This is a genomic window from Streptomyces sp. ISL-66, assembly GCF_018614135.1.
Taxonomy (GTDB): domain Bacteria; phylum Actinomycetota; class Actinomycetes; order Streptomycetales; family Streptomycetaceae; genus Streptomyces.
The window spans coordinates 70,919-97,538 of record NZ_JAGGOW010000072.1 but is presented as its reverse complement, the minus strand read 5'-3'; the positions used below and the strand labels follow the sequence as shown (position 1 = coordinate 97,538).

Here is a 26,620-nt window from a genome sequence, read left to right as displayed (position 1 = left end):
GGGGCTTTTCTGCGTTTACGGGCAGGTGCGCGGCCTCCTGTAGGGTCAGGGGGCATCGTTCGACATTTCTACAGTCACAGTGGAGGCCCCCGGGTGGAGGTCCAGGAGACTCGGGTTCAGACCGACCGAATTTTCACCATTCCGAACATCCTGAGCATGGCTCGCCTCGTCGGCGTACCCGTGTTCCTGTGGCTGATCCTGGCCAAGCACGACGGTTGGGCGCTCGCCGTCCTCATGCTCAGTGGGATCAGCGACTACCTCGACGGGAAGCTCGCGCGGCGCTGGAATCAGATCAGTCGCCTCGGTCGACTGCTGGACCCGGCCGCGGACCGCCTCTACATCCTGTCCACCCTGTTCGGTCTCACCTACCGCGGGATTCTGCCGCTCTGGCTGACCGCGGCCCTTCTCGCGCGCGAGCTGATGCTGCTGGTCATGGTTTGGATCCTGCGCCGGCACGGCTATCCGCCGCCCCAGGTCAACTTCCTCGGGAAGGCCGCGACCTTCAACCTGATGTACGCGTTCCCCTTCCTGCTCGTCAGCGACGGGACGGGCTGGTTGGCCTGGACGGGGGCAGTTTTCGGATGGGCGTTCGCCGGATGGGGTACAACCCTCTATTGGTGGGCAGGAATCCTTTACGTGGTGCAAGTCCGCCGGCTCGTGAAGGCGGACATCACGGCCGATTGAGCTCGTTCGGCGCCTGACTGACGCGAAGATTTGCCCGGTCACCGTGCGCGACGGGTGATGTCGGCTAAGACGTAGTCTCTCAAGGAGGACTCTTCCGACATGAAGGCCGTCGTGATGGCCGGCGGCGAAGGCACACGCCTTCGCCCCATGACCTCAAGCATGCCCAAGCCGCTCCTGCCCGTGGCCAACCGGCCGATCATGGAGCACGTGCTCAGGCTGCTCAAGCGGCATGGACTCAACGAGACCGTGGTCACCGTGCAATTCCTGGCATCACTCGTCAGGAACTACTTCGGTGACGGCGAAGAGCTCGGTATGGAGCTCACCTATGCCAACGAGGAGAAGCCACTCGGCACAGCCGGCAGCGTGAAGAACGCCGAGGAGGCATTGAAGGACGACACCTTCCTCGTCATTTCCGGCGACGCGCTGACCGACTTCGACCTCACCGACCTGATCCGCTTCCACAAGGAGAAGGGCGGGCTCGTCACGGTATGCCTGACCCGGGTGCCCAACCCCCTGGAATTCGGCATCACCATCGTGGACGAGGAAGGCAAGGTCGAGCGCTTCCTGGAGAAGCCCACCTGGGGACAGGTGTTCTCGGACACCATCAACACCGGCATCTACGTGATGGAGCCGGAGATCTTCGACTACGTGGACGCGGACGTCTCGGTCGACTGGTCCGGTGACGTCTTCCCGCAGTTGATGAAGGAAGGCCGGCCGATCTACGGCTACGTCGCCGAGGGCTACTGGGAGGACGTGGGCACGCACGAGAGCTACGTCAAGGCCCAGGCCGACGTGCTCGAGGGCAAGGTCCAGGTCGACATGGACGGCTTCGAGATCTCGCCCGGGGTGTGGATCGCCGAAGGGGCCGAGGTGAGCCCGGAGGCGGTGCTGCGCGGGCCGCTGTACATCGGGGACTACGCCAAGGTCGAAGCCGGTGTGGAGATCCGCGAGCACACCGTCGTCGGATCGAACGTCGTCGTCAAGAGCGGCGCGTTCCTGCACAAGGCCGTCGTCCACGACAACGTGTACATCGGGCCGCACAGCAATCTCCGCGGCTGTGTCATCGGCAAGAACACCGACATCATGCGGGCCGCCCGGATCGAGGACGGGGCCGTCATCGGCGACGAGTGCCTCGTCGGCGAGGAATCGATCATCCAGGGGAACGTACGCGTCTACCCCTTCAAGACGATCGAGGCCGGTGCCTTCGTCAACACGTCGGTGATCTGGGAGTCCCGCGGGCAGGCGCATCTGTTCGGCGCCCGTGGGGTCACCGGCATCCTGAACGTGGAGATCACCCCCGAGCTGGTGGTCCGGCTCGCCGGCGCCTATGCCACGACCCTGAAGAAGGGGGCGACGGTCACCACCGCGCGTGACCACTCCCGGGGCGCGCGAGCGCTCAAGCGGGCCGTGATCTCGGCGCTCCAGGCCAGCGCCATCAATGTGCGCGACCTGGAGAACGTACCGCTCCCCGTGGCCCGGCAGCAGACCGCTCGCGGCAGCGCCGGCGGGATCGTGCTGCGGACCTCGCCGGGAATCCCCGACTCCGTCGACATCATGTTCCTCGACGAGCGCGGGGCGGACCTCTCGCTCCAGCAGCAGCGCAAGCTGGACCGGGTGTACGCGCGCCAGGAGTACCGGCGCGCCTTCCCCGGCGAGATCGGCGACCTGCAGTTCCCCGGAAGCGTCTTCGATGCCTACACCGGTTCGCTGCTGCGCCGGGTCGACATCACCGGGGTCGCGGACTCCGGGCTCAAGGTGGTCGTGGACGCCTCCAACGGCAGTGCAGGGCTCGTCCTGCCCAGCCTGCTGGGCCGGCTCGGGGTCGACGCCCTCACTGTCAATCCGGGGCTCGACGAATCCCGGCCGACGGAGACCGCCGAAACCCGGCGGGCCGGGCTGGTGCGGCTCGGGGAGATCGTGGCTTCATCGCGCGCCGCCTTCGGTGTCCGCTTCGACCCGGTGGGCGAGCGGATCTCCCTGGTGGACGAGCGCGGGCGGATCATCGAGGACGACCGGGCCCTGCTGGTGCTGCTCGACCTGGTGGCCGCCGAAAAGCGCAGCGGCAAGGTGGCGCTGCCGGTGACCACGACCCGGATCGCCGAGCAGGTGGCGGCGTACCACGGGACGCAGGTGGAGTGGACGACCACTTCGCCCGACGACCTGACCCGGGTGGGCCGCGCGGAGAACACCATCTTCGGCGGCGACGGCCGGGGCGGCTTCATCGTTCCGGAGTTCAGCAGCGTCTTCGACGGGTCGGCGGCCTTCGTGCAGTTGATCGGGCTGGTGGCACGGACGCAGCTCACGCTGAGCCAGATCGATGCCCGGATCCCCCGGGCGCACGTCCTCAAGCGGGACGTGCCGACCCCGTGGGCGGTCAAGGGGCTCGTCATGCGGCGGGTCGTGGAGGAGGCCGGGGACCGGCAGGTGGACACCACGGACGGGGTGCGGGTGGTCGAGGCCGACGGGCGGTGGGCGCTCGTGCTGCCGGACCCGGCGGAGGCGGTCACGCACCTGTGGGCCGAAGGCCCCGACGACGCGTCCGCGCAGGCGCTGCTGGACGGCTGGGCGGCGGTCGTGGACGGCGCGGGACACTGAGTTCCGGGTACGGAACGGTGTAGGTCCAAGGTCCGGTGGGACGGGCGGGGCGAAGGCCCGGCCCGTCCCACCCGACGGGCGCATTGGGTGTGTGCGGCGCCGACATGCGACGATGTGCGGCATGTCGCAGCCGCCCCACAACCGGAGTTCAGAGCCGCCCCCGGCCTTCGCCCCGGGGGATCCCCGGCCCGCGCGGCCGGACGCTTCCATGTCGCTGCTGACGCACGTGATGGATCACAGTCTCGACGAGGGCTACGCGGAAGCCTCCGCGCGCCGCGAGTCGGACGGTACGGCGGGACTGCCGCGTACGCTCAAGGCCAAGCTGGGGCTCGCCGCGGGGCTCGTCCTCGCCGCGATGGTCGTCACTCTGGGTGCCGCTCAGGCGCGGGTCGCCGCGCCCGTGCTGGCCAAGGAGCGTCAGGAACTGATCGACCGGGTCGACCGGGCGGACGCGCGCGCGGACGGCCTGGAGCGGGACATCGAGACGCTGCGGGGAGCCGTCGCCGACCGCCAGCGCGCCGCGCTCAAGCAACACGGCGGAGACCAGGGCGAGCTCGTGGCGCTGCTGTCCGGGGCCACGGAGGTGCGTGGACCCGGGATCAAGCTGATGGTGGACGACGCCAAGGGCGCGTCGACGGGCAACGGGACGAAGCCGCGCGAGAGCGCCGGATTCTCGGACACCGGGCGGCTCCGCGACCGGGACATGCAGAAGATCGTCAACGGCCTCTGGCAGTCCGGTGCGGAAGCGATCTCGATCAACGGCCAGCGGCTGACCTCCCTTTCGGCGATCCGGGCCGCGGGTGACGCGATACTGGTCGACAACAGGCCGCTGGTGCCGCCGTACGAAGTGCTGGCGATCGGTGACAAGAAGCGGCTGGGAACGACGTTCCAGGACTCCGCCGACGGCCAGTACCTGCACGTCCTGCAGGAGAGCTACGGGATCCGCTACGCCTTGTCCGCCGAGGACCAGGTGCGGCTGCCGGCCGCGTCGAGCCTGACCGTACGTACAGCCACAGCAGCAGAGCAGCAGAAGGGTGCATCGTGATCGCGGTACTGGGCCTCGTGGCCGGAGTGGTGGTCGGACTTCTGGTCCGGCCCGAAGTGCCGGCCGTGGTGGAGCCTTATCTGCCGATCGCCGTCGTCGCGGCGCTGGACGCGGTGTTCGGGGGTTTGCGCGCGATGCTGGACGGCATCTTCGTCGACAAGGTCTTCGTGGTGTCGTTCCTGTCGAACGTGGTGGTGGCCGCCCTGATCGTCTTCCTCGGCGACAAGCTGGGCGTCGGCTCGCAGCTGTCCACGGGTGTGGTCGTCGTTCTGGGCATCCGCATCTTCTCCAACGCCGCGGCCATCCGCCGGCACGTGTTCCGGGCGTGAGGCCGATGAGTACGAGCGACACCCCGCCCGAGGAACCGACGGGCGCGGAGCAGCAGTCGAAGCAAGTGCCGTCCGAGCCCGTGCAGAGCGGCCGGCAGCGGCTGGCGGCCGGGCTGTGGCCGCCGCGGGTGAGCCGGGCCCAACTGATCGTCGCCGTGCTGTTGTTCGTCCTGGGTCTCGGTCTGGCCATCCAGGTACGGTCGAACAGTGACTCCAGCGCGCTGCGCGGGGCCCGTCAGGAGGACCTCGTACGGATCCTCGACGAACTGGACGGGCGGACCAAGCGGCTGGAGGGCGAGAAGCAGACGCTCGAGGAACAGCGCAGGGAGCTGGAGAGCAGCTCCAACCAGGCCGAGGAGGCCCGGAAGCAGACCGTGGAAAAGGAACGCCAACTCGGGATCTTGGCCGGTACGGTGGCCGCCCAGGGGCCGGGGATCGTGCTGAAGATCTCGGATCCCAAGGGGCAGGTGCAGTCGGACAAGCTGCTGGACACCCTCCAGGAGCTGCGCGCGGCCGGGGCCGAGGCGATCCAGATCAACGGGGTGCGGATCGTCGCGGACTCGTACTTCTCGGACGAGGGCGGTGGCGTCGCGATCGACGGTAAGAAGATCACACAACCCTATGAATTCAGGGTGATCGGCAAGCCGCAGGACCTGGAGCCGGCGCTCAACATTCCGGGCGGCGTCGTCCAGTCGCTGGAGAAGGAGCAGGCGGTCGTCACCGTCACACGACCGGCCAAGATCGTCGTGGATGCCTTGCGGGCTGCGAAGCAGCCTGACTACGCTCGGTCGTCGGCGTCGTGAGGCGGCGGGGCGAGGAGCGGACCGGCTCACGCGGACGAATGCCTGCGGGGGGTCGACGCACCGAAGTCGCGGTGCGTGGTGGAAACTGTCTGATGGTTACGGACGTTGTCAGAATGTCCGGGTCGGCAGGTGTTGCATTCGGAGTTCGTCCTGCCCCACGGGCGGGTCTGTTTCGGTCAAGGGGAATCGCCCGTGAAGTTGTTTGAGAAGTTGTTCGGCAAGAAGAACCGCGAGGAAAGTGGTGCGGCCAGGCACCGTGCGGGACACGGAGACGTGGAAGGGCAGGGCGACCGGCCGCTCTTCCGTGACGAGGTCGTCGGCGCGGGTGATATTTCGGGCGCGCAGGGCGCGTCGGCTGTTGACCCTGCCGGTACCGGACGCATAGGTTTCGGTGAACCATCAACCTCAAGTACGGGTGGAGGGTTCGCACCCGACCCGTATGCCACCAACGCCTCCGCGGGGCAGCCGCGGCGCGAGGAGCCGTCCATGTCGGCCGAGCAGATTTGCAGCAGGTGCGGGCACCGCAGCGATGCGGCGAGCCGATTCTGCTCCAACTGCGGCGCGCCGTTGCGGGCGGGCCTGACGCCGGAGCGTGCCTCGGAGACCACGTCCACCATCTCGATCTCGGGCCTCGAGGCCTACGAGGCCGAGGTGTCGGGACAGACGCACGTGTCGTCCTCGCTGTCCCCCGAGGCCCAGGCCGCGGTGGAAGCACTGCCTCCGGGTTCCGCTCTGCTGATCGTGCGGCGCGGCCCCAACTCCGGCAGCCGCTTCCTCTTGGACGGCGAGCTCACGACGGCCGGCCGGCACCCGCAGAGCGACATCTTCCTGGATGACGTCACCGTCTCCCGTCGGCATGTCGAATTCCGCAGGAGCAACGACGGGGGCTTCACCGTTTCCGACGTCGGCAGCCTCAACGGCACGTACGTGAACCGTGAGCCGATCGACTCCGTCTCGCTCCACAACGGCGACGAAGTGCAGATCGGCAAGTACCGGCTGGTCTTCTACGCGAGCCTGCGGGGGCACTGACCCTTCAAGGGAAGGTCCCATGCTGCGAATCCCGGCAGGCGGTGCCGCCAAGAGCGGCACCGCCGGCACCGCCGCCTCGGCCAGGCGGCTGGTGAGCATCGGCACGGTGCTCACGATGCTGCGTGACGAGTTCCCCGAAGTGACGATCTCCAAGATCCGTTTCCTGGAAGCGGAGGGGCTCGTCGAGCCCAAGCGCACGCCTTCCGGATACCGCAAGTTCAGCACCGACGACGTGGAGCGCCTCGCGCGCGTCCTGCGGCTCCAGCGCGACCACTACCTTCCGTTGAAGGTCATCCGCGAGCAGCTCGACGCCCTCGATCGGGGCGAGCAGATCCGTATCCCGGCGCCCGCGGCGCACGGGGAGTCCGTCGATCCCGCGAGCCCCGTCGCCCTCTACGGCGAGGTGGGCCGGGAGCGTCCGACCGTGGCCCGGGTGGGCCGGGCCGAGCTGATCGCCGCTGCGGAGGTGGACGAGGTACAGCTCGTGGAGTGGGAGTCCTACGGGCTGCTCGCCGAGGCCCCGGGGGGTGGATTCGACGCCGAGGCCGTCACCGTCGCCCGTCTGGTGGCAGATCTCGGGCGATTCGGGCTGGAGCCGCGCCATCTGCGGGCGATGAAGGCCGCGGCCGACCGGGAGGCCGGTCTGATCGAGCAGGTCGTCTCCCCGCTGCGCCGCCACCGCAATCCGCAGACCAGGGCGCATGCGGAGGCCACCATGAAGGAGCTCGCGGGGCTTTCCGTGCGGCTGCACGAGGCCCTCGTACAAACGGCTCTCGGGGTGCGGCTGCACTGATTCGGGGGCCTCCGGAAGGGTTCCGGAGGGCTTCTGGGGGCAGCCTTGGGGGAGCCCGACTACCCAAACCGGCCGGGCAGGTCCTAGGGTTGCTGTGTGAACGAGCTCGACGTTGTGGGTGTCCGGGTGGAAATGCCCTCGAACCAACCGATCGTGCTCCTGCGTGAAGTGGGAGGCGACCGGTACCTCCCCATCTGGATCGGACCAGGGGAGGCGACCGCCATTGCCTTCGCGCAGCAGGGGATGGCCCCTGCGCGACCGCTGACGCACGACCTGTTCAAGGACGTGCTGGAGGCGGTCGGCGAGGAGCTCACCGAAGTCCGGATCACGGATCTGCGGGAGGGCGTTTTCTATGCGGAGCTCGTCTTCGCCAGCGGGGTCGAGGTGAGCGCGAGGCCGTCCGACGCCATAGCGCTCGCCCTGCGGACCGGCACGCCGATCTACGGCAGCGACGGCGTGCTGGACGACGCCGGAATCGCGATTCCGGACGAGCAGGAGGACGAGGTGGAGAAGTTCCGCGAGTTCCTCGACCAGATCTCGCCAGAGGACTTCGGTACCGGCCCGCAGTGAGGCGCGGGCCGCGTCGTCCTCCAGGGAATTACAGCCCATTCGAGTAGCCTTTCCCCGCAATGGGGTACGGGAAACCACTCTCAGGGTGATTATCACTCGGCGTGCCGAGTGTGGCGATCGTTGACGCACCCCTGGTGACTGCCTACCTTCGAGGTGGCAGGTCAAGGACGGAGGGTCGGCGTGAGAGTCACGGGCGACGGTATGACCGGGGGCATCCCCGCACGGAGTGACGGTGGGCCGTACCCGCTGCACGGTGGTGCGGTGGGGTCCGCGCGCCGTCAGCCGGAGCCCGCGCCGGTCGGTTCCATGGGGCCGGTGGTGCCCCAAGGTGGCGGACCGGCACCGGAGCAGGTGGGTTACCGCGGGCCGACGGCGTGCGCCGCGGCCGGGATCACCTACCGGCAGCTCGACTACTGGGCGCGGACGGGGCTGGTGGAGCCGAGCGTGCGGCCCGCGTACGGGTCGGGCACGCAGCGCCTGTACAGCTTCCGGGACGTGGTGGTCCTCAAGATCGTCAAGCGTTTCCTGGACACCGGGGTGGCGCTGCAGAACATCCGCACCGCCGTGCAGCACCTGCGTGACCGCGGCTTCTCCGACCTCGAGCGCATGACGCTGATGAGCGACGGCGCCACGGTGTACGAGTGCACCTCGCCGGAGCAGGTCGTCAGCCTGCTCCAGGGCGGTCAAGGAATCTTCGGCATCGCCGTGGGCGTGGTCTGGCGCGACGTCGAGAACACGCTGTCGCAGCTGCACGGCGAGCGCGTGGACACCGGTGAGACGGTGGTCGGGCACAACCCGGCCGACGAGCTGGCAGCGCGGCGGAACCGGGCCGTCTAGTGCGCCGCTCACGCGCCGCTCGCAGCTCTAGCCAGTGCTGTGAGCGGAACGAGCGGTCCGGGGGCGAGGGCGCCGGTACGGCCGGCACCGCTCGCCGTGACGGCGGGCGTGGCCGGGCCGCCCGGAGCCGATTGTCAGTGGCGTAGGGCAGCATCGGGGCTGTGAGAGCCGCGCCGACCATCCTGCATCTGGACATGGACGCCTTCTACGCCTCCGTGGAGCAGGCGTCGAAGCCGAGCCTGCGCGGCAAGGCCGTCATCGTCGGCGGGCTCGGGCCACGCGGGGTCGTGGCCACCTGCTCGTACGAGGCCAGGCGGTTCGGGGTCCATTCGGCCATGCCGACGGCCCAGGCGCGGCGGCTCTGCCCGAACGGCGCGTACCTGATCCCGCGCTTCAGCCTGTACCGGTCGGTGAGCGACATCGTCATGGCCCTCCTGCGGGAGTTGTCGCCGCTCGTCGAGCCGCTCAGCCTGGACGAGGCCTTCGTGGACCTGGAGGCGGGCGGCGTCGCCTTCGACGCGGCGGGCGCACGGGCCGCCGGGGAACGGCTGCGCGCGGACATCATGGCCGCGACCGGGCTCAGCGGATCGGTCGGACTGGCCGGGTCCAAGATGCTGGCCAAGGTGGCCTCCGAGGAGGCCAAACCGGCGGGGCTGCTGCTGATCGAGGTCGGCACGGAGCGGGCGCACCTCGCGCCGATGTCGGTACGGACGCTGCCGGGGGTGGGGCCGGCCACGGGCGAGCACCTGCGGCGGGCCGGGATCACCACGGTGGGGGAGCTGGCGGAAGCGGGCGAGGACGAGCTGGTCCGGATGGTGGGGCGCTCCCACGGGGTCGGGCTGTACCGGATGGCGCTGGGCCTGGACGAGCGGCCGGTGGTCGCCGAGCGCGACGCGAAGTCCGTGTCGGTCGAGGACACCTTCGACGTGGACCTGCACGACCGGGTGCGGATCCGGGGCGAGGTGCAGCGGCTCGCGGACCGGTGCGTGCACCGGCTGCGGGAGTCCGGGCACTCGGGGCGGACGATCGTGCTCAAGGTGCGGCGCTACGACTTCTCCACGCTCACCCGGTCCGAGACGCTGCGGGGCCCGACCGACGACCCGGCGGTGGTGCGGGAGGCGGCGGCGCGGCTGCTGGAGGCGGTGGACACCACGGGCGGCGTGCGGCTGCTCGGCGTGGGCGTGACGGGGCTGGCGGACTACACGCAGGAGGACCTCTTCGCCTTCGCGCTGGCCGCTCGGGGGGAGGGCGAGGCAGACACGACGGGAGAAGCAGGAGAGACGGGAGAGACGGGCACCGTTGGGCCGGACGGGGCCACGGGGGCCCGGGAGGCCACCGGGACGGCTGCGGTGATGGAGGCGGGCACGGAGGCGGGCACGGAGGCGGACACGGCCGCAGAGGCGGGGGATTCCGCGGAGGCCGGTGGGGCGGAGGGCTCGCCGCCGACCGGTGTAGCGGGGCCCGGGGGACAGGCCGCGACCGTGGAGGCGGGCACCGGCGGGGCGGTCGGCGGGGCCGGGGCGGCCTCCGGGAGGCTGTGGCATGCCGGGGCGGACGTGCGGCACGCCGTGTACGGGCCGGGGTGGGTCCAGGGGAGCGGTGTCGGGCGGGTGACCGTGCGGTTCGAGCGGCCCGGCTCGGAGCCGGGCCGGGTGCGGACCTTCCTGGTGGACGACCCCGCCCTGGAGCCGTCCGATCCGCTGCCGCTGGTCGGCATCCCGGCCGAACCCGGAGTGGGGCCCGGGCACGATCCGACGGGGACTGCGTAACTTCGGACCAGCCCTGGACCAGCCGCGGACTAGCTCTGACCGGCCCAGGGATCAGCCCAGGGATTAGCCCTCGTCCCCCGCGAGGTGGCCGAAGTCGCGCTGGAAGTCGCTGGGGAGGGCCACGTCGAGGCCGTAGTGGTGGTAGAGCTGCAGCTCCTGTTCGGGGGAGAGGTGCCGGCCGACGCCGAAGTCGGGGGCGTCCTTGATGAGGGAGCGCTCGAAGGGCACGTGCAGGGTGTCGCCCACCATCTCGCTGGGCTCCAGGGGGACGAAGGCGTCCCGGCTGAAGAGGCCGGTCCGTACGGCGGCCCATTCAGGGACGCCCGTGGCATCGTCGAGGTAGACCTCGTCGATGGTGCCGATCTTGGTGCCGTTGCGGTCGAACGCCTTGCGGCCGATCAGGCTGCGGGGATCGATGTCGGTCTGCACGGTCCGGTCCCTCCAGTTGGTCGCAACTCCTCCGTAATGACTACAAAAGTGCATTTCCGGAGAGGGGGCCACTCGAGGGAGGCTCCCGGATCCTCGCTGGTAGGCTGGGTGACGGCTGTTGACCCTGTGCGGGAGAGTCCTCCGAGTGAGCTCGACGGAGGCGCCGAAGGAGCAAATCCTCCCCGGAATCTCTCAGGCATACGTACCGCACGTAGGTGAGGCCACTCTGGAAAGCAGGGGCGGGTACCGGGCGCGCAGTGCCGGTTCCCCTCCTCACCGACGGTGAAAACCGGTCCTCGCGAGCGATCCTCGAGCGGCCCGGTGAAACTCTCAGGTTGTGATGACAGAGGGGGAGGCCGTCCGGGTGCCCGCGCCGAGGCACCCCTCGCAGGTCGTACGACCAGGAGGCCTCCGTACATGACCGCCAACCGCATTCCGCTCTCACAGCTGGAGCGAGGCATCCCCTTCGAGCAGCGCCACATCGGCCCGGATGCCGAGGCGCAGGCGAAGATGCTCGCCCAGGTGGGCTACGGCTCCCTGGACGAACTGACCGCCGCCGCGGTACCGGATGTGATCAAGACCACCGCCGCGCTGAACCTGCCCGAGGCGCGGACCGAGGCCGAGGTGCTGGCCGAGCTGCGCCGGCTCGCCGACCGCAACCAGGTCCTCTCCTCCATGATCGGTCTCGGCTACTACGGGACCTTCACGCCGCCGGTGATCCTGCGCAACGTCATGGAGAACCCGGCCTGGTACACGGCGTACACGCCGTACCAGCCCGAGATCTCGCAGGGCCGCCTCGAAGCCCTGCTGAACTTCCAGACGGTCGTCGCGGAGCTGACCGGCCTGCCGACCTCCGGTGCCTCCCTCCTCGACGAGGGCACCGCGGCCGCCGAGGCCATGACGCTGGCCCGCCGGGTGGGCAAGGCCAAGGGCAACGTCTTCCTGGTCGACGCCGACGCGCTGCCGCAGACCATCGCGGTGATCCAGACCCGCGCCGAGCCGATCGGCATCGAGATCGTCGTCGCCGACCTGTCCGCGGGCGTCCCGGCCGAGGTCGCCGAGCGCGGCGTCTACGGTGTCCTGGTCCAGTACCCGGGCGCCTCCGGCGCCGTGCGGGACATCAAGCCGGTCATCGACCAGGCGCACGAGCTCGGCGCGATCGTCGCCGTCTCCGCCGACCTGCTCGCCCTGACCCTGCTGACCTCCCCGGGCGAGCTGGGCGCGGACATCGCGGTCGGCACCACCCAGCGCTTCGGCGTCCCCATGGGCTTCGGCGGACCGCACGCCGGGTACATGGCCGTCCAGGCCAAGCACGCCCGCTCGCTGCCCGGCCGCCTCGTCGGCGTCTCCGTGGACGCGGACGGGAACAAGGCCTACCGCCTGGCCCTGCAGACCCGTGAGCAGCACATCCGCCGCGAGAAGGCCACCAGCAACATCTGCACCGCGCAGGTGCTGCTCGCCGTCATGGCCGGCATGTACGCCGTCTACCACGGCCCGGACGGCCTGCGGACGATCGCCCGCCGCACCCACCGCTACGCCGCCCTGCTCGCCGCGGGCCTGACGGCCGGCGGCGTCGAGATCGTGCACGGCGCCTACTTCGACACCGTCACCGCCCGGGTCCCCGGCCGGGCCGCCGAGGTCGTGGCCGCCGCCCGCGAGGGCGGGGTCAACCTGTACCAGGTGGACGCCGACCTGGTCTCCGCGTCCTGCGACGAGACCACCCTGCGCGCCGACGTCGAAGCCGTCTGGGCGGCCTTCGGGGTCGACGCCGACGTGGAGGCGCTCGACGCCACCACGGCCGACGCGCTGCCGGAGGGGCTGCTGCGCGAGGACGCGTACCTGACCCACCCGGTCTTCCACCAGCACCGCTCCGAGACCGCGATGCTGCGCTACCTGCGCAAGCTCGCGGACAAGGACTACGCGCTGGACCGCGGCATGATCCCGCTGGGCTCCTGCACCATGAAGCTCAACGCGACCACCGAGATGGAGCCGGTCACTTGGCCCGAGTTCGGTCAGCTGCACCCGTTCGCCCCGGTGGAGCAGGCGCAGGGGTACCTCACGCTCATCACCGAGCTGGAGGAACGTCTCTGCGAGGTCACCGGCTACGACAAGGTCTCCATCCAGCCGAACGCCGGCTCCCAGGGTGAGCTCGCCGGCCTGCTGGCCGTCCGCGCCTACCACCGGGCGAACGGCGACGAGCAGCGCACCGTCTGCCTGATCCCGTCCTCCGCGCACGGCACCAACGCCGCGAGCGCCGTGATGGCCGGCATGAAGGTCGTCGTCGTCAAGACGGCCGACGACGGCGAGGTGGACGCGGCCGACCTGCGCGCCAAGATCGAGCAGTACCGCGACGAGCTCGCCGTGCTGATGATCACCTACCCCTCCACGCACGGTGTGTTCGAGGAGCCCGTTGCCGACATCTGCGCGCAGGTGCACGACGCCGGCGGCCAGGTCTACGTGGACGGCGCCAACCTCAACGCCCTGGTGGGCCTGGCCAAGCCGGGTCACTTCGGCGGCGACGTCTCGCACCTGAACCTGCACAAGACCTTCTGCATCCCGCACGGCGGCGGCGGTCCGGGCGTCGGCCCGGTCGGTGTCCGGGCGCACCTGGCCCCGTACCTGCCGAACCACCCGTTGCAGCCGGCCGCCGGTCCCGAGACGGGTGTCGGCCCGATCTCGGCGGCGCCGTGGGGCTCGGCCGGCATCCTGCCGATCTCCTGGTCGTACGTGCGCCTCATGGGCGGCGAGGGCCTCAAGCGCGCCACCCAGGTCGCGGTGCTCGGCGCCAACTACATCGCCAAGCGCCTGGAGCCGCACTACCCGGTGCTGTACACCGGTCCGGGCAACTTGGTCGCGCACGAGTGCATCATCGACATGCGTCCGCTGTCGAAGGCGACGGGCGTGAGCATCGACGACATCGCCAAGCGCCTGATCGACTACGGGTTTCACGCGCCGACCATGTCCTTCCCGGTCGCCGGGACGCTCATGATCGAGCCGACGGAGTCCGAGGACCTCGCCGAGATCGACCGCTTCTGCGACGCGATGATCGCGATCCGCGGCGAGGTCGAGCGGGTCGCGGCGGGCGAGTGGCCGGTGGACGACAACCCGCTGGCCAACTCCCCGCACACGGCGGCGGCGCTGGGCGGCGAGTGGAACCACCCGTACACCCGCGACGAGGCCGTCTTCCCGGGCGGGGTATCGGCCGCGGAGAAGTACTGGCCGCCGGTGCGCCGCATCGACGGTGCCTTCGGTGACCGGAACCTGGTGTGTTCCTGCCCGCCGCTGGACGAGTACGACAACTAGGACCAACCGGTTCCAGCGATCTGGGCAAGACGAAGGGGCCGGTCCGGGAGTCGTACTCCTGGGCCGGCCCCTTCGGGTACCGACTGTCGGCGGACGGGCCTCGGTTAGGCCGCCTTCATCACGTGCGCCGCCGCGAGTGCGCGGTGGGGGGCGATGATCTGGCCGTCCGGCAGCAGCTCACCGGTGTCCTCGAAGAGCAGGACGCCGTTGCACAGCAGGCTCCAGCCCTGCTCCGGGTGCACGGCCACGGGGTGTGCGGCCTCCCGGTCGGCGGAGTCGGCGGTCGGGCATGCTGGCTTGTGCTGGCACATGGATGCGTTCTTTCGCTGCGGTGTGGTCTGTGTGCTGCGGCTCGATGCGTTGTTCATGGCCGCCCCCCCGTATCAACGACTTGGCTTGGTCAGGGCCCCCAGTGTTCCCCTACGACAGGGTGTCCGCAGGGATTTCCCGGCAGCTGTCCTCATAGATTGATGACGCATCACCCGTGCGGGCGGTTCAGGTCAACTCCCCTGTCATTTCGGATGGTTCGCAGGGGGCCCGAGTGGGCTAGGCCGAATGGGCCGGACGGGTGGGCACCCGCTTGGTCCTCGGGCCCCCTCAGGCGGCCGGGGCCGCCATCGAAGGCGGGACCGGTGGCGCCGGAGGCGTGAGCCGGTGGGTCAGCACGGGCAGCAGTTCGGACACGGTGTGCGGCCGGTAGGCGGCGATGCCCGGTGGGGCGGGCGCCAGCGGGATCAGCAGATCGGCCGCGGCCGGCAGCCCGGCGGAGGCGTCGGCCCTCACCGATCCGTGCAGCCACAGCGTCAGCATGTACAGCTCCGGCACGGACAGCAGGCGCGGCTGGTAGTTCTTGCCGAGCGACTCGGCCTGGCGCAGCGCGCGTTCGGTGGCGGCGACGTAGGGGCCCTCGAAGAAGTGGGAGAAGGCCCACCCGTCCGGGGTCAGCCGGGTATCGGCCGCGGCGACGTAGCGGTCTCCGCTGCGGATCAGGAACCGCCAGCCGGTCAGCCTCGTACGCGGCGGCCTGTCGCCGGAGGTCAGGCCCGAGATGTTCAGTCGGTCCAGGACGTGGACGGGCAGCGGCAGTTCGGCGGTCATCGGACCCTGGAGGGCCCGCAGGGCCGGGGTGTGCGCCTCATTGACGGCGGTGGGAGAACCGAGGGCCGCGAGGACGCTGCGCAGGGCGGGCGCGGGAGCCGGAGGGACATGCAGCGGCATGGTGGGTCGCCTCTCACTTGGGAGACCGGTGGATCGGGGGCGAGGTACGGGTGCGGGACGGCGCTGTCGCATTCTGGGGCCAGAGGGGGGCTGAGGGGCAATGGCCGCGCGCCAACTCTCTGCCTCGTTTGCGGAGTTTATACGACATGTGTTCACGCAGTGTTTCGGCTAGCTGTCCCGCCTATTGCCTGCAAGGCGCTTACCGGTCCCTCTGACATGGCATTCATGCCGCGTGCGCGCAAACGTGCCCCGCTGACCTCGGAGGTTACCGGACGGGGGCTCGGCTGGAAAGCATCGGTTATCCGGAACCGGCAAAACCGACGCGGTATTTGCGTACGAGGGCTTGCCAGGTGAATGTGCCAAAGCGCCTGTCGGCCAAACCGGCGCGCGCTCCTCGCCAGACACGCCCCTTCCGCGTTATCGATCACTGCGTCGGGGCATCATCGAGCGTAACGCGCGCCTGGGCCGACGGATCTCTTCCAATCCGGCCAGGCCCACTCGAGGAGGGACGCTCCGATGGGGGAGAAGGTCGTGGCGGGCGGATTCGACCTGTCCGATCGGCAACGGTACCGACGGAAGCTCCACGAGTGTCTGGAGGGACTGGAGCGGCTCCTGGCGGAGAAGAGGTTCGATCGCCCGAAGAACATGATGGGGCTGGAGATCGAGCTGAATCTCGCGGGTCCCGACGGTTTGCCGAGAATGGTGAATGCGCAGGTTCTGGAGCGCATAGCGAGCCCCGATTTCCAGACGGAACTGGGAATGTTCAACCTGGAGGTGAACGTACTCCCGCACCGGCTCGGCGGCCGGGTATTCGACCAGCTCGCCGAGGAACTGAGCGCGGGGCTCGGCTATGCCCACCGGCAGGCCGTGGAGATCGACGCCGGGGTGGTGATGATCGGAATTCTGCCGACCATCTCCCGCGCCGACCTGGTCACCGCCAACCTCTCGGCGGTGGACCGCTACTCGCTGCTGAACGAGCAGATCCTGACGATGCGCGGCGAGGACTTCACGCTCGACATCGACGGGGTGGAGCGGCTGACCTGGACTTCCGGGTCGATCGTGCCGGAGGCCGCCTGCACCTCCGTACAGCTGCACCTGCAAGTGACGCCGGCCCGGTTCGCGGACGTGTGGAACGCGGCGCAGGCGGTGGCCGCCGTACAGATAGCCGTCGGCGCCAACTCGCCTTTCCTGTTCGGGCGCGAGCTGTGGCGGGAGTCGCGGCCGCCGCTCTTCCAACAGGCCACCGACACCCGTCCGCCCGAGCTCCAGGCCCAGGGGGTGCGGCCGCGCACCTGGTTCGGCGAGCGGTGGGTGGATTCGGCGTACGAGCTCTTCGCCGAGAACGTCCGCTACTTCCCGGCCCTGCTGCCGATCTGCGACGAGGAGGAGCCGCTGAGGGTGCTCGCCGAGGGCGGGGTGCCGAGCCTGCAGGAGCTGGTGCTGCACAACGGCACCGTCTACCGGTGGAACCGGCCCGTCTACGGGGTCGCCGACGGGGTGCCGCACCTGCGCGTGGAGAACCGGGTGCTGCCCGCCGGACCGACGGTGGCCGACGTCGTCGCCAACGCCGCCTTCTACTACGGGCTCGTACGGACCCTCGCGGACGAGCCGCGCCCGGTGTGGAGCCGGCTGCCCTTCGCGGAGGCGGAGGCCAATTTCGACGCCGCCTGCCGCTACGGCATCGACGCCCGCCTGCGCTGGCCCCGCCGGGGCCGGGGCGGGGGACTGGCGAGCGGGCCGGCGGTGCGGCTGGTCCTCGACGAGCTGCTGCCGATGGCGGCCGCCGGGCTGGACGCGTGGGGCATCGAGCCCGCCGACCGGGACCACTACCTCGGCATCATCGAGGAGCGGTGCCGGCGCCGGACCAACGGAGCCACCTGGCAGGTGGACACCTACCACCGGGCGCGCGCGGCCGGGCTGGAGCGGGACGCGGCGCTCGCCGCGACCACGCGCCGCTACAGCGAACTGATGCACAAGGGCGAACCGGTGCACACCTGGCCGGTCGGGCTCGCCGAGGAGGAGGTGGGCGCCGCGGTGGCGGCCGAGGGTTGAGCGAGGGGCGTGTCCGTCTTCTGTGTCCGTCTTCCGTCCGGTGATCCGGTTCCGCCGCCGACGAGGCAGTATGGGGTGATCGAACGGGATGCCCCAGCGAGATGTCGCGGTGGGCGGCGCGACGGGAGACGGGCGTGCGGACGGAGCCGGAAGCGGTGGTCGGGGAGCCCGGCGAGGGCCCGGGCGTGGACGGGCGGCGGGCGCTCCTGCGCACCGAGACGCTGCTCGTGCTCGCGCTGTCCCTGGGCGCGAGCGGCGTCTCGGCGCTGATCAGCTTCATCGGCTCGCTGACCAAGCCGGGCGGACTGAAGGACCAGGCCGCCACGCTCAACGGCTCGTACGCGCCCGGCCGGCCCTGGCTGGACCTGGCCTGGCAGCTCTTCGGGATCGCGAGCGCGCTGGTACCCGTACTGCTCGTCGCGCACCTGCTGACCCGGGAGGGCGCGCCCGGCCTGAAGGTACTGGGCTTCGACCGTACCCGGCCCGTGGGGGACCTGGGCCGGGGCGCGCTCGTCGCGGCCGGCATCGGGAGCGCCGGACTGGCCTTCTACCTGGCGGCTCGGACCACCGGATTCAACCTGACGGTGGTGCCGGAGGCGCTGCCCGACGTGTGGTGGAAGTTCCCCGTGCTGATCCTCTCCGCGGTGCAGAACTCCGTGGTCGAGGAGGTCATCGTGCTGGCCTACCTGCTGCGCAGGCTCGACCGGCTGGGCTGGTCGCCGATGGCCGCGCTGGTCGCCAGCTCCGTGCTGCGCGGTTCGTACCACCTCTACCAGGGCATCGGCGGTTTCATCGGCAACGTGGTGATGGGCGTGGTGTTCGTGCTCGCCTACCGGCGCTGGGGCCGGGTCGGCCCGCTCGTCGTCGCGCACGCGCTGCTCGACATCGTGGCCTTCGGCGGGTACGCCCTGCTGGCGGGCAAGGTGGGCTGGCTGCCTACCCCGTAGGCCTGCGTCGGTGCCGCTGGTGCCGCTGGTGCCGCTGGTGCCGCTGTCTCGTGAGTCCTGTCGGCTCCGTCGGCGCTGTCAGCGCCGTCAGTGTCAGTCCCGTCAGGAGGAACGCGGGGCGGCGAGCAGTTCGCCGTCGATGACGGTGACGGCGCTGCCCGTCAGCAGCGTACGGTCGCCCGCGAGCCGGACCGCGACCAGCCCGGTGCGCGCTCCGCCCTGGAGGCCGACGAGCTCCGTGCGGCCCAGGCGCGCGGCCCAGAAGGGGGCCAGCGCGGTGTGGGCGCTGCCCGTGACCGGGTCCTCGTCGATGCCGATGGCCGGGAAGAAGGCGCGGGAGTGGAAGTCGTAGCCGCGGGAGGGGTCTTCGGCGGCGGCTGTGACGATGATCCCGCGGTGGGCGTAGCCGCGCAGGGCGGTCAGATCGGGCGTGAGCGAGCGCACGGCCCGCTCGTCCGCCAGTTCCACGACCAGGTCGCCGACGTGCTCAGAGGTGTCGTGGGCCGACTTGATCTCGGCGTCCAGGGCACGGCGCACCTCGGCGGGGGGCTCGACCTCGGTCAGGGAGGAGGTCGGGAAGTCCAGGGTGATCCGCCCGTCCTGGGCTGCCTCGGCGGTGAGGATGCCGCACCGCGCGGTGAAGCGGATCAGCCCGCTCGCGAGGCCGCTCGTGGCCAGGACGTGAGCGGTGGCGAGGGTAGCGTGACCGCACATGTCGACCTCGCTCGCCGGGGTGAACCAGCGCAGCGCCCAGTCGGCCTCGCCGCCGGGAGGCAGGGGGTGGGCGAAGGCGGTCTCGGAGAGGTTGACCTCGGCGGCGACCTGCTGGAGCCAGGCGTCCGGGGGGAAGCCGCCCTCGAGGAGCACAACTCCGGCGGGGTTGCCCCCGAAGGGGCGGGCGGTGAAGGCGTCCACGATTCTGATGCGCATGCGACCGACCCTAGGGAGCCGCCGGACGCGCCCGCAAAGGCCAATCCGGGATGACTGGACTGGACTGGACCGGACTGGACTGGACTGGGCCGGACTGGGCCGGACCGGCGCGGGGCGATGGCCCGCCCCGGAGCGGGCCGGTCCCCGGTTTCAGCCTCGGCCAGGAAGCGGGCCCGGCCTACGCCTGAATGCCGGGTCGGGCAGGGCGGGTTGGGGCATGCTGGGGGTGTGCTCACGCGCTCTACTCGGTGGCAGGGGGCCGGCCGGTGTTACGCATTCACTTCACGACGGAAGACCTTGCCCGGACACGGGTGGCCGCAACGATCGGCGTCGCAGCGGAGGTCTACTACAGCCTGGAGCTGCTGAGGGAGAACCGGGAGCTGCCTCACTTCCGCTCGTGGCGGTCAGCGGTCGCGGGCCGGATGGGAGCGGACACGCGCCCCCTGACGTCCCTGGTTCCGGTGCGCGGTCCCGGGCTTGATCTGCTGGCCCTGATGGGCGATGCGCCCTCTCTGGACCACGCCGTGGACAACCTGCTGCACGCCCCGGTGTCCCGGCTGCGACGCGAGTTCGAGGGTCTCGACTTCCACCCCGGACACCTACCGTGGGCCAGACGGGTGTCCGAGGGCGACCGTGACGCACGGCGGGAGCTCGCCGAGGCCGTGCGCGCCTGCCATCGGCTGACCGTGGAGCCCTACTGGCATCGAGGGCGGTCGGAACTGGTCGCACTGTCCACCCGTTGCGCGACCCTGATGCTGGAGGGAGGCATCGATCTGCTGCTGCGTTCGATCTGCGCACCACTGGTCCGCTGGCGTCCGCCGGTGCTCGAAGCCCCCTACCCGCGCCGAGTCGAGGTGCGTCTTCAGGGAAGGGGACTGATCATCACGCCCACGATCTTCTCGAAGCGTCCGGTGAACTTCCTGTGGGACCCGCTCGATACCGCCCAGCCACCCCGACTGACCGTGCCGGCTCTCCGTCGACCGCTGACCGGCACCGGACCGGCGGAGGCGGACGGCTCCGCCGTGCGGAACCTGGAGTCCCTGCTCGGCCGCACGCGAGCTGCCGCCCTCCGTGCGACAGTCGAAGGCTGCACGACGAGCGAACTGGCCCGCCGCCTCAACGTCACGGCCGCAGCGGCCAGTCAGCACGCGACAGTGCTGCGGAACACGGACCTCATCACCACCAGCCGCCGAGGCGGGTCCGTGCTGCACCTCATCACCCCCCTCGGGCTGGCCCTGCTGCGGACCGGTGTCCCGACGGAACCGTGAGGCCTTTAAGCCGTGACTTAAAAGGTGGGCCGCAGGCGGCCGACCCGCCCAGGATGTGAAGCGGCAACCGGCCCATCCCGTCCTGGAGACCGCATGAAGACTCATCTCGCCGCCGCCCTCGGTTCCGTCGTGCTGACCGCGGGCGCCTTGCTGGGCGCTCCCGCCGCCGGCGCACAGACCGCGACCGCGACCACCTATCCCACCAGCGACTTCAACATCAATTACGGCGCCACGTGGACCAGGGGAACCGTCACTTGGTACAACCGGTCGGTCCGAGTCGTCGGGCAGCACAGGTCCGCGGTGGGGGACAGTTCGGTCACGTGCCGGACCACGTGGGTCTACACCCTCCAAGGGGACCGTGCCGTGATCGGCTCGGGCGGCGGCTACCCGATCGCCTGCGGCAACATCACGGCCTACGACTTCGTCGTTCCTGCGGACCAGCCCGGCGGTGCCGCGTACGTCAGGGTCTGTCTCGATGACGGGAACCTCACGGACCTCACGTGCCAGCGCATCGCCAGGCCGCTCTAGCCCGCGCGCCGAGGCCAGCTGGAAAACCCGGTCCGAGCATCCCGTCCTGGAGACCGCATGAAGACTCATCTCGCCGCCGCCCTCGGTTCCGTCGTGCTGACCGCGGGCGCCTTGCTGGGCGCTCCGGCCGCCGGCGCGCAGACCGCCGCCTACCCGACCACCGCCGTCGACGTCACATTCGATGACAGCTACCTCCGCGGCACCGTGACTTGGTACAACCGGTCGGTCGCTTTCAACGGAACGTTCCGGGCCGTCGGCTGCCACAGGGCGTGGTTCGGCGCGCACGGCGCCTCTGGCAACGAGCTCGGCACCTGGAGCACCGGCACTCAGTGCGACGTGACGTACCCGATCAATATCGCAATCCCTGCGGATGCGCCCGGCGGGGCCGCGTACGTCAGGGTCTGTATTGACGATGCGAAAACCAATTCGTTCAAGTGCATCAGGTACACCCGTCCCTGACCCGTCCCTGACCCGTCCGACCTCTCCGTGGTGGGGCGGGCCCGCGCCTGGCAGGTGTGAGGGATGCCCGTGGGCACGGCCAGGGCGTGGTCTAGGCGACCACGGCCGCCAGTTTGCGCAGTGACTCGTTCAGGGCGGCGGTGGCGGAGTCTTTGAGTTTGCCCGCCATCAGGGACACCGCGGCGCCCGAGAATTCACCGTCGATGCGGACCGTGGTGGCCCCGCCGTCGGGGATCAGGGTGTAGCGGGTCAGTACGGCCACGCCCATCGGGCCCTTGCCGGTGATGGCGATGACGCGTTCTTCCTCCAGTTCGGAGACCGTCCAGAGGATCTCGGCAGGGAAGCCCATCATCTTCATGTTCTCGGCGAAGGTGGAGCCGATGGCGAGGGTCTCGGGACCGCCCTTGGGGAAGTTGGTGTGGGTCATGCTCCACTGGCCGTACGCGTCCCAGTCGGTCAGCTGGGACCAGAGCTTCGCGGCGGACGCCTCGATGCGTGATTCCGCGGTGACTTCAGCCATGCGACCACCCCTTCTCGTCAGGTACGTGCGGCGGAAGGTAGTCCCGGTGGACGCAACATTCAAGACTGACGACCTGTCAGATATTGGGGGCGGGCCGGCGGCGGCCGCGGCCGCCGCCGGGTGCGTCTCAACAGGCGTCACGCCCGTGTCGCTCCTGACCGGCCCTGTCATGATGTCCGAATGCAAGCGTCAGGGAAATACGCCGGACTGAGCCTCGCCCTCGTTTCGGCGATCGCGTTCGGTGGTTCGGGTGTGGCGGCGAAGCCGCTGATCGAAGCGGGTCTGGACCCGCTCCACATGGTCTGGCTCAGGGTGGCCGGGGCGGCCCTCGTGCTGTCCCCGCTGGCCTGGCGTCATCGCGATCTCGTACGCCGCAAACCCCTGCTGCTCGCCGGCTTCGGACTCGTCGCCGTGGCGGGGGTCCAGGCCTTCTACTTCGCTTCCCTGTCCCGGATCCCGGTCGGCGTGGCGCTGCTGCTGGAGTACCTGGGCCCGGCGCTGCTGCTCGGATGGATCCGCTTCGTGCAGCGCAAGCCCGTGACCCGGTCCGCCGCGGCCGGCGCGGCCGTGGCCGTCGTGGGGCTCGCCTGCGTGGTGCAGATCTGGGCCGGGCTGAGCCTCGACCTGCTCGGGGTGCTGCTCGGCCTCGCGGCCGCTTGCTGCCAGGCCTTCTACTTCGTCCTCGCCGACCAGGGCAGCGACGGGGACGACCTGCCCGACCCGATGGGCATGATCGCGTACGGCATGATCGTCGGCACCCTCGTGATGACCGCCATCGCCCGGCCGTGGCGGATGGACTGGGGGGTGCTGGGCGGCGACGCGGAGGTCGGTGACCTGATGGTGCCGGCTCCGGTGCTGCTCGCCTGGGTCGTGCTGATCGCGACCGTCTTCGCGTACCTGACCGGTGTGATCTCCGTACGCAAGCTGTCGCCGCAGGTCGCGGGCGTGGTGGCCTGCCTCGAGGCGGTCGTGGCGACCGTACTGGCCTGGGTGCTGCTCGGCGAGCACCTGGCGACCTGGCAGATCGTCGGCGGCGCGCTCGTCCTGGGCGGGGCCTTCATCGCGCAGACGTCCCGGCCGGCCGCGCTCGGGGTCGCGGAGCCGGTGGCCGCCCTGGACCGCGATCCGAGCAAGGTCTAGGATCGCGATCATGCTGATCGTGCTGTCGACCGTGCTTCCGCCTCCCGCCGCCTAGCGCGGGCGGCCGCCACCACGCAAGAGACTGCGGTCCGGGACGTGTCCCGGGCGGACCCGCGCTGCCCGCGAAGAGATGACCTGCTTCCCTCATCCTTCCCTCACGCATGCGCGGAGACCCCTCGTGTCGAACTCGTCGTACCCATCGAACCCCGTGTCCGCCACCGGGCGCAGCCTGCTGTACCTCGTCATCGCCGGAGCCGCCTGGGGAACCGCCGGGGCGGCCGCCTCGCTGATCTTCCTGGCCAGTGACCTCGGCCCCATCGCCCTGTCGTTCTGGCGGTGCGCGGGCGGGCTGGCGGTGCTGCTCGCGGTGCTCGCCGTACGCCGCCCCCGGACCGCGCCGTCGGCCGGGCCGGGGCCCTCCGTGGGATCGCTGATCGGGACCGGGCTCCTGTTCACCCTCTTCCAGTCCGCGTACTTCGCCGCCGTGCGCGAGACCGGCCTCGCCGTCGGCACGGTGGTCACCCTCGGCGCCGGGCCCGTGCTCATCGCGCTCGGCGCCCGCTACTGGATGGGGGAGCGGCTCGGCCGGGGCGGTGCGGCCGCCGTCGTCGGAGCGCTGGCGGGGCTGGCCGTGCTCGTGCTGGGCAGCGGCGCGGGAGAGGTGCGGCCGCTCGGGGTCGGCTGGGCGCTGCTGTCGGCCGCCGGGTACGGGGCGATGACCCTGCGGGCCAGGCTGCTCGGGCAGCGCGGGGTGCACGGGGACCCGCTGGTCACCACGGCCTGGTCGGTCGGCGTGGGCACGGTGTGCCTGTTGCCGCTCGCGGCCGTGGAGGGGCTCCTGCCGCACGCCGGCGAACCGGTGCGGGTGCTGTGGCTGCTCGCGTACATGGCCACCGTGCCGACCGTGCTGGCGTACGCGCTCTACTTCAGCGGGGCTGCCGTGGTGCGGGCCGCGACGGTGTCCGTGATCATGCTGATCGAGCCGGTCAGCGCGGCGGCGATCGCCGTCCTGCTGCTCGGGGAGCGGCTGACCTTCGCGGTGGTGCTGGGCACCGTACTGCTGCTGACGGCGGTGGGGGCGCTGATCGCGGCCGAGCCGCGGCGTCCCGCGCAGGAGCCGGGCGGGACGGCGGAGCCGGAGGAGGTCGAGGAGGCGCCGGAGGTGGTGGCGGCGCCGTAGGCCGCTTCGGGCGGGCCGCCGGTGCGGCCCGCCCGGCGGTCTCAGAGAGCGGCGATGTAGGCCGGGGTGGCCATGCCGGGCGTCAGGTCGGCGGCCGGGATCGGGGTCCCGTACGCCGGCGCGACCGGGACCACGCCCGACCAGAACGGCAGCCCCAGGTCCTCGAGGTCGTCGTTCGGGCCGCCCGTACGGAGCTTCGCGGACACCTCGTTCAGGTCGAGGCGGATCACGGCCGTGGCGGCGAGCTCCTTGTTGTTCGCCGGCCGGGAGTCGGCGGAGCGGCCCGGTACGACGTGGTCGACGAGGGCGTCGAGCGCCATCCGGCACTCATCCGGGTCGGTCACCTCGTAGGCGATTCCGTGCACGACCACCGAGCGGTAGTTGATCGAGTGGTGGAAGGCCGAGCGGGCCAGGACCAGGCCGTCCACGTGGGTCACGGTCAGGCAGACCGGCAGCCCCGGATCGGCCTTGCCGGCCGCGAGGAGCGGACGCGAGCCGGTGGAGCCGTGGATGTAGAGGGTCTCGCCGACCCGGCCGAAGAGGGTCGGCAGGACCACCGGGGCGCCGTCGCGGACGAAGCCGAGGTGGCAGAGGTAGGCCTGGTCGAGTATCGAGTGCACGGTCTCGCGGTCGTAACGGGCGCGGTCGCGGGACCGGGTGGGGACGGTGCGGTCGGTGGGTGCGTACCCGGCGGGCGTCTCGGCGGGAGATTCCCCGGCCCCCTCCGCGGCCGAATCCGTGATCGTCTCGGTGATCGTCTCCGGGGCGGGCGTGGCGTTCATGCTGCGGACTCCGTTGTATTAGTGCATACTGGGGTTTGTGCTAGAAGAGTATCGGATCGTTGGGCGTCGCGCATCGGACATCGCGGCCAGTGTCGAAGAGGGCGTCGCCTCGGGCGCGCTCGCGCCGGGGGCGCTGTTGCCGCCGATGCGGGAGCTCGCCGGAGTGCTGGGGGTCAACCCGAACACCGTGGCCGCGGCGTACCGCACGCTGCGCGAACGCGGGGTCATCGAGACCGACGGGCGCCGCGGCAGCCGGGTCCGGGCCCGGCCGGCGACCGCGCCCCGCGACGAGCTGCGGATGGCCGTTCCGGCGGGGGTCCGCGACCTCACCTCCGGCAACCCGGACGTACGGCTGCTGCCCACGCTGGACGATGCCCTGGCGGGCGCCGCGCGCCGGTACGCACGGGAGCCGACGCTCTACGGGCAGGACCCGGTGGTCCCCGAGCTGGCGCGGCTCGCGAGGGCAGACTTCGACGCGGACGGGGTGCCGGCCGGGGCGGTGGCGGTGACCTCGGGGGCGCTGGACGGCATCGAGCGGGTACTGGCCGCGCACCTGCGGCCCGGCGACGCGGTGGCGGTCGAGGATCCGGGCTGGGGGAGCGTCCTGGACCTGGTTCCGGCGCTCGGCCTGCGGGTGCTGCCGGTGGCCGTGGACGACGAGGGGCCGCTGCCCGAGGCGGTGGCGCGGGCCCTGGCGGCCGGCGCGCGGGCGCTGCTGGTGACGGCCCGCGCGCAGAATCCGACCGGTGCGGCGGTGAGCGCGCGGCGGGCGGCGGACCTGCGGTCGGTGCTGGCCGGGCACCCCGAAGTACTGGTCGTCGACGACGACCACGGGCACGGCATCGTGGGGCTGCCGCTGAACGTACTGGGCGGGGTGACCCGGCACTGGGCGCTGATCCGCTCCACGGCGAAGGCCTACGCGCCCGACCTGCGGCTCGCCCTGGTGACCGGCGACGACGTGACGCTCGACCGGCTGCGCGGGCGGCAGCGGCTGGGCCCCGGATGGGTCAGCCGGCTGCTGCAGTACACGGTGGTGGAGCTGTGGAACGCGGGCGCGGTCGACCGGGTGGCGGTCGCGCGGTCCTACGGGGAGCGGCGCGACGGCCTGGTCGCGGCGCTGGCGGAGCGCGGGGTGCGGGCGCACGGGCGGAGCGGGATGAACGTGTGGGTGCCCGTCGCCGACGAGACCGCGGTGGTGACGAGGCTGCTGGGCGCGGGCTGGGCGGTGGCTCCGGGAAGCCGGTTCCGGGTGGAATCCGGCCCGGGCGTGCGGATGACGGTCTCCGAGCTGTCCCTCCCGGAGGTGGCGGGACTGGCGGACGCGGTGGCCGCCGCGGTCCGGCCGGCGGCCGGGGGCCGCTTCGACTGACGCGGGTCGAGGCGGCGTCGTCTTTCGCGGGGCAGGGCAGC

Annotated in this window: 25 protein-coding genes and 1 riboswitch; of the genes, 19 read left to right on the top strand and 6 right to left on the bottom strand. The window is 71.0% G+C overall.

Going from position 1 to position 26,620, the window contains the following annotated elements:
• The first annotated feature begins 93 nt into the window (after positions 1–93).
• The 10 genes from J7E97_RS15265 (at position 94) to J7E97_RS15220 (ending at position 10,454) form a co-directional block, all read left to right on the top strand.
• A complete protein-coding gene (locus tag J7E97_RS15265; protein WP_215027295.1) occupies positions 94–684 on the top strand; it encodes a CDP-alcohol phosphatidyltransferase family protein in 591 nt (196 codons plus the stop codon).
• Positions 685–783: 99 nt separating this feature from the next.
• Positions 784–3,279 carry a mannose-1-phosphate guanyltransferase gene (locus J7E97_RS15260; protein ID WP_215027293.1) on the top strand — a complete coding sequence of 832 codons (2,496 nt, stop codon included), beginning with the start codon at positions 784–786 and terminating at the stop codon, positions 3,277–3,279.
• Between the two features lie 112 nt (positions 3,280–3,391).
• The gene (locus J7E97_RS15255; protein WP_215027292.1) at positions 3,392–4,324 is read left to right on the top strand and encodes a DUF881 domain-containing protein; all 933 of its coding nucleotides are present in this window, start codon (positions 3,392–3,394) and stop codon (positions 4,322–4,324) included.
• Positions 4,321–4,653, top strand: coding sequence for a small basic family protein (locus J7E97_RS15250; protein WP_030158423.1), 333 nt, complete (start codon positions 4,321–4,323; stop codon positions 4,651–4,653). The genes J7E97_RS15255 and J7E97_RS15250 overlap by 4 nt, the downstream gene beginning before the upstream one ends.
• Before the next feature lie 5 nt (positions 4,654–4,658).
• Positions 4,659–5,456 (top strand): DUF881 domain-containing protein, encoded by a 798-nt coding sequence (locus tag J7E97_RS15245; RefSeq protein ID WP_215027290.1) that lies wholly within the window; start codon positions 4,659–4,661, stop codon positions 5,454–5,456.
• A gap of 486 nt (positions 5,457–5,942) precedes the next feature.
• A complete protein-coding gene (locus J7E97_RS36630; RefSeq protein ID WP_285428215.1) occupies positions 5,943–6,485 on the top strand; it encodes an FHA domain-containing protein in 543 nt (180 codons plus the stop codon).
• Positions 6,486–6,504: 19 nt separating this feature from the next.
• On the top strand, positions 6,505–7,278 hold the full coding sequence (locus tag J7E97_RS15235) for a MerR family transcriptional regulator (protein ID WP_215027288.1): 774 nt from the start codon (positions 6,505–6,507) through the stop codon (positions 7,276–7,278).
• A 96-nt stretch (positions 7,279–7,374) separates the two neighbouring features.
• On the top strand, positions 7,375–7,848 hold the full coding sequence (locus J7E97_RS15230; protein ID WP_007262890.1) for a bifunctional nuclease family protein: 474 nt from the start codon (positions 7,375–7,377) through the stop codon (positions 7,846–7,848).
• A gap of 180 nt (positions 7,849–8,028) precedes the next feature.
• Positions 8,029–8,685, top strand: coding sequence for a MerR family transcriptional regulator (locus J7E97_RS15225; protein WP_215027286.1), 657 nt, complete (start codon positions 8,029–8,031; stop codon positions 8,683–8,685).
• 161 nt (positions 8,686–8,846) lie between these two features.
• Positions 8,847–10,454: a DNA polymerase IV gene (locus tag J7E97_RS15220; RefSeq protein WP_215027285.1), complete on the top strand. Its 1,608-nt coding sequence runs from the start codon at positions 8,847–8,849 to the stop codon at positions 10,452–10,454.
• A gap of 63 nt (positions 10,455–10,517) precedes the next feature.
• Here the strand turns inward: J7E97_RS15220 and J7E97_RS15215 are convergent, their stop codons facing one another.
• Positions 10,518–10,883: a PRC-barrel domain-containing protein gene (locus J7E97_RS15215; protein WP_215027283.1), complete on the bottom strand. Its 366-nt coding sequence runs from the start codon at positions 10,881–10,883 to the stop codon at positions 10,518–10,520.
• Positions 10,884–11,002: 119 nt separating this feature from the next.
• Positions 11,003–11,101, top strand: a riboswitch (glycine riboswitch).
• Between the two features lie 199 nt (positions 11,102–11,300).
• Here J7E97_RS15215 and gcvP point away from each other — a divergent pair.
• Entirely contained in the window at positions 11,301–14,186 is a 2,886-nt protein-coding gene (gcvP, locus tag J7E97_RS15210) for an aminomethyl-transferring glycine dehydrogenase (protein WP_215027281.1), read from the top strand.
• A 104-nt stretch (positions 14,187–14,290) separates the two neighbouring features.
• Here the strand turns inward: gcvP and J7E97_RS15205 are convergent, their stop codons facing one another.
• Together J7E97_RS15205 and J7E97_RS15200 are read right to left on the bottom strand one after the other, a co-directional pair.
• Positions 14,291–14,497, bottom strand: coding sequence for a DUF5999 family protein (locus J7E97_RS15205; protein WP_285428213.1), 207 nt, complete (start codon positions 14,495–14,497; stop codon positions 14,291–14,293).
• 286 nt (positions 14,498–14,783) lie between these two features.
• Entirely contained in the window at positions 14,784–15,404 is a 621-nt protein-coding gene (locus J7E97_RS15200) for a hypothetical protein (protein ID WP_215027277.1), read from the bottom strand.
• Between the two features lie 516 nt (positions 15,405–15,920).
• Here J7E97_RS15200 and J7E97_RS15195 point away from each other — a divergent pair.
• Together J7E97_RS15195 and J7E97_RS15190 are read left to right on the top strand one after the other, a co-directional pair.
• Positions 15,921–17,456 carry a glutamate-cysteine ligase family protein gene (locus tag J7E97_RS15195; protein WP_215027275.1) on the top strand — a complete coding sequence of 512 codons (1,536 nt, stop codon included), beginning with the start codon at positions 15,921–15,923 and terminating at the stop codon, positions 17,454–17,456.
• A gap of 101 nt (positions 17,457–17,557) precedes the next feature.
• Positions 17,558–18,403 (top strand): type II CAAX endopeptidase family protein, encoded by an 846-nt coding sequence (locus J7E97_RS15190; RefSeq protein ID WP_251054545.1) that lies wholly within the window; start codon positions 17,558–17,560, stop codon positions 18,401–18,403.
• 102 nt (positions 18,404–18,505) lie between these two features.
• On the opposite strand, the gene J7E97_RS15185 is transcribed toward J7E97_RS15190, so the two are convergent.
• Entirely contained in the window at positions 18,506–19,333 is an 828-nt protein-coding gene (locus J7E97_RS15185) for a PhzF family phenazine biosynthesis protein (RefSeq protein WP_215027273.1), read from the bottom strand.
• Positions 19,334–19,644: 311 nt separating this feature from the next.
• Here J7E97_RS15185 and J7E97_RS15180 point away from each other — a divergent pair, with 311 nt between their 5' ends.
• From J7E97_RS15180 to J7E97_RS15170, 3 genes are all read left to right on the top strand, one after another.
• Positions 19,645–20,601, top strand: coding sequence for a winged helix-turn-helix domain-containing protein (locus tag J7E97_RS15180; protein WP_308346512.1), 957 nt, complete (start codon positions 19,645–19,647; stop codon positions 20,599–20,601).
• A 93-nt stretch (positions 20,602–20,694) separates the two neighbouring features.
• Positions 20,695–21,129 (top strand): hypothetical protein, encoded by a 435-nt coding sequence (locus J7E97_RS15175; RefSeq protein WP_215027269.1) that lies wholly within the window; start codon positions 20,695–20,697, stop codon positions 21,127–21,129.
• A 57-nt stretch (positions 21,130–21,186) separates the two neighbouring features.
• Positions 21,187–21,588, top strand: a complete 402-nt coding sequence (locus J7E97_RS15170) for a hypothetical protein (protein ID WP_215027267.1) — start codon at positions 21,187–21,189, stop codon at positions 21,586–21,588.
• Positions 21,589–21,679: 91 nt separating this feature from the next.
• Here the strand turns inward: J7E97_RS15170 and J7E97_RS15165 are convergent, their stop codons facing one another.
• Positions 21,680–22,108: an SRPBCC family protein gene (locus tag J7E97_RS15165; protein WP_215027265.1), complete on the bottom strand. Its 429-nt coding sequence runs from the start codon at positions 22,106–22,108 to the stop codon at positions 21,680–21,682.
• 180 nt (positions 22,109–22,288) lie between these two features.
• On the opposite strand from J7E97_RS15165, the gene J7E97_RS15160 reads away from it, so the two are divergent.
• Positions 22,289–23,248, top strand: coding sequence for a DMT family transporter (locus tag J7E97_RS15160; RefSeq protein WP_215027264.1), 960 nt, complete (start codon positions 22,289–22,291; stop codon positions 23,246–23,248).
• Between the two features lie 130 nt (positions 23,249–23,378).
• Positions 23,379–24,428 carry a DMT family transporter gene (locus J7E97_RS15155; RefSeq protein WP_215027263.1) on the top strand — a complete coding sequence of 350 codons (1,050 nt, stop codon included), beginning with the start codon at positions 23,379–23,381 and terminating at the stop codon, positions 24,426–24,428.
• A gap of 41 nt (positions 24,429–24,469) precedes the next feature.
• Here J7E97_RS15155 and J7E97_RS15150 read toward each other — a convergent pair whose 3' ends face one another.
• On the bottom strand, positions 24,470–25,210 hold the full coding sequence (locus tag J7E97_RS15150; protein ID WP_215027262.1) for a pyridoxamine 5'-phosphate oxidase family protein: 741 nt from the start codon (positions 25,208–25,210) through the stop codon (positions 24,470–24,472).
• 37 nt (positions 25,211–25,247) lie between these two features.
• On the opposite strand from J7E97_RS15150, the gene J7E97_RS15145 reads away from it, so the two are divergent.
• The gene (locus J7E97_RS15145) at positions 25,248–26,579 is read left to right on the top strand and encodes an aminotransferase class I/II-fold pyridoxal phosphate-dependent enzyme (protein WP_215027261.1); all 1,332 of its coding nucleotides are present in this window, start codon (positions 25,248–25,250) and stop codon (positions 26,577–26,579) included.
• The last annotated feature ends 41 nt before the right edge of the window (positions 26,580–26,620 follow it).

Excerpts from the sequence above, each read along its gene's own strand:
- J7E97_RS15260 (WP_215027293.1), top strand. The coding sequence starts at position 784 with ATGAAGGCCGTCGTGATGGCCGGCGGCGAAGGCACACGCCTTCGCCCC.
- J7E97_RS15255 (WP_215027292.1), top strand. The coding sequence starts at position 3,392 with ATGTGCGGCATGTCGCAGCCGCCCCACAACCGGAGTTCAGAGCCGCCC.
- J7E97_RS15245 (WP_215027290.1), top strand. The coding sequence starts at position 4,659 with ATGAGTACGAGCGACACCCCGCCCGAGGAACCGACGGGCGCGGAGCAG.
- J7E97_RS36630 (WP_285428215.1), top strand. The coding sequence starts at position 5,943 with ATGTCGGCCGAGCAGATTTGCAGCAGGTGCGGGCACCGCAGCGATGCG.
- J7E97_RS15235 (WP_215027288.1), top strand. The coding sequence starts at position 6,505 with ATGCTGCGAATCCCGGCAGGCGGTGCCGCCAAGAGCGGCACCGCCGGC.
- gcvP (WP_215027281.1), top strand. The coding sequence starts at position 11,301 with ATGACCGCCAACCGCATTCCGCTCTCACAGCTGGAGCGAGGCATCCCC.
- J7E97_RS15205 (WP_285428213.1), bottom strand. The coding sequence starts at position 14,497 with ATGTGCCAGCACAAGCCAGCATGCCCGACCGCCGACTCCGCCGACCGG.
- J7E97_RS15200 (WP_215027277.1), bottom strand. The coding sequence starts at position 15,404 with ATGCCGCTGCATGTCCCTCCGGCTCCCGCGCCCGCCCTGCGCAGCGTC.
- J7E97_RS15195 (WP_215027275.1), top strand. The coding sequence starts at position 15,921 with ATGGGGGAGAAGGTCGTGGCGGGCGGATTCGACCTGTCCGATCGGCAA.
- J7E97_RS15190 (WP_251054545.1), top strand. The coding sequence starts at position 17,558 with ATGTCGCGGTGGGCGGCGCGACGGGAGACGGGCGTGCGGACGGAGCCG.
- J7E97_RS15185 (WP_215027273.1), bottom strand. The coding sequence starts at position 19,333 with ATGCGCATCAGAATCGTGGACGCCTTCACCGCCCGCCCCTTCGGGGGC.
- J7E97_RS15175 (WP_215027269.1), top strand. The coding sequence starts at position 20,695 with ATGAAGACTCATCTCGCCGCCGCCCTCGGTTCCGTCGTGCTGACCGCG.
- J7E97_RS15170 (WP_215027267.1), top strand. The coding sequence starts at position 21,187 with ATGAAGACTCATCTCGCCGCCGCCCTCGGTTCCGTCGTGCTGACCGCG.
- J7E97_RS15165 (WP_215027265.1), bottom strand. The coding sequence starts at position 22,108 with ATGGCTGAAGTCACCGCGGAATCACGCATCGAGGCGTCCGCCGCGAAG.
- J7E97_RS15160 (WP_215027264.1), top strand. The coding sequence starts at position 22,289 with ATGCAAGCGTCAGGGAAATACGCCGGACTGAGCCTCGCCCTCGTTTCG.
- J7E97_RS15155 (WP_215027263.1), top strand. The coding sequence starts at position 23,379 with ATGACCTGCTTCCCTCATCCTTCCCTCACGCATGCGCGGAGACCCCTC.
- J7E97_RS15150 (WP_215027262.1), bottom strand. The coding sequence starts at position 25,210 with ATGAACGCCACGCCCGCCCCGGAGACGATCACCGAGACGATCACGGAT.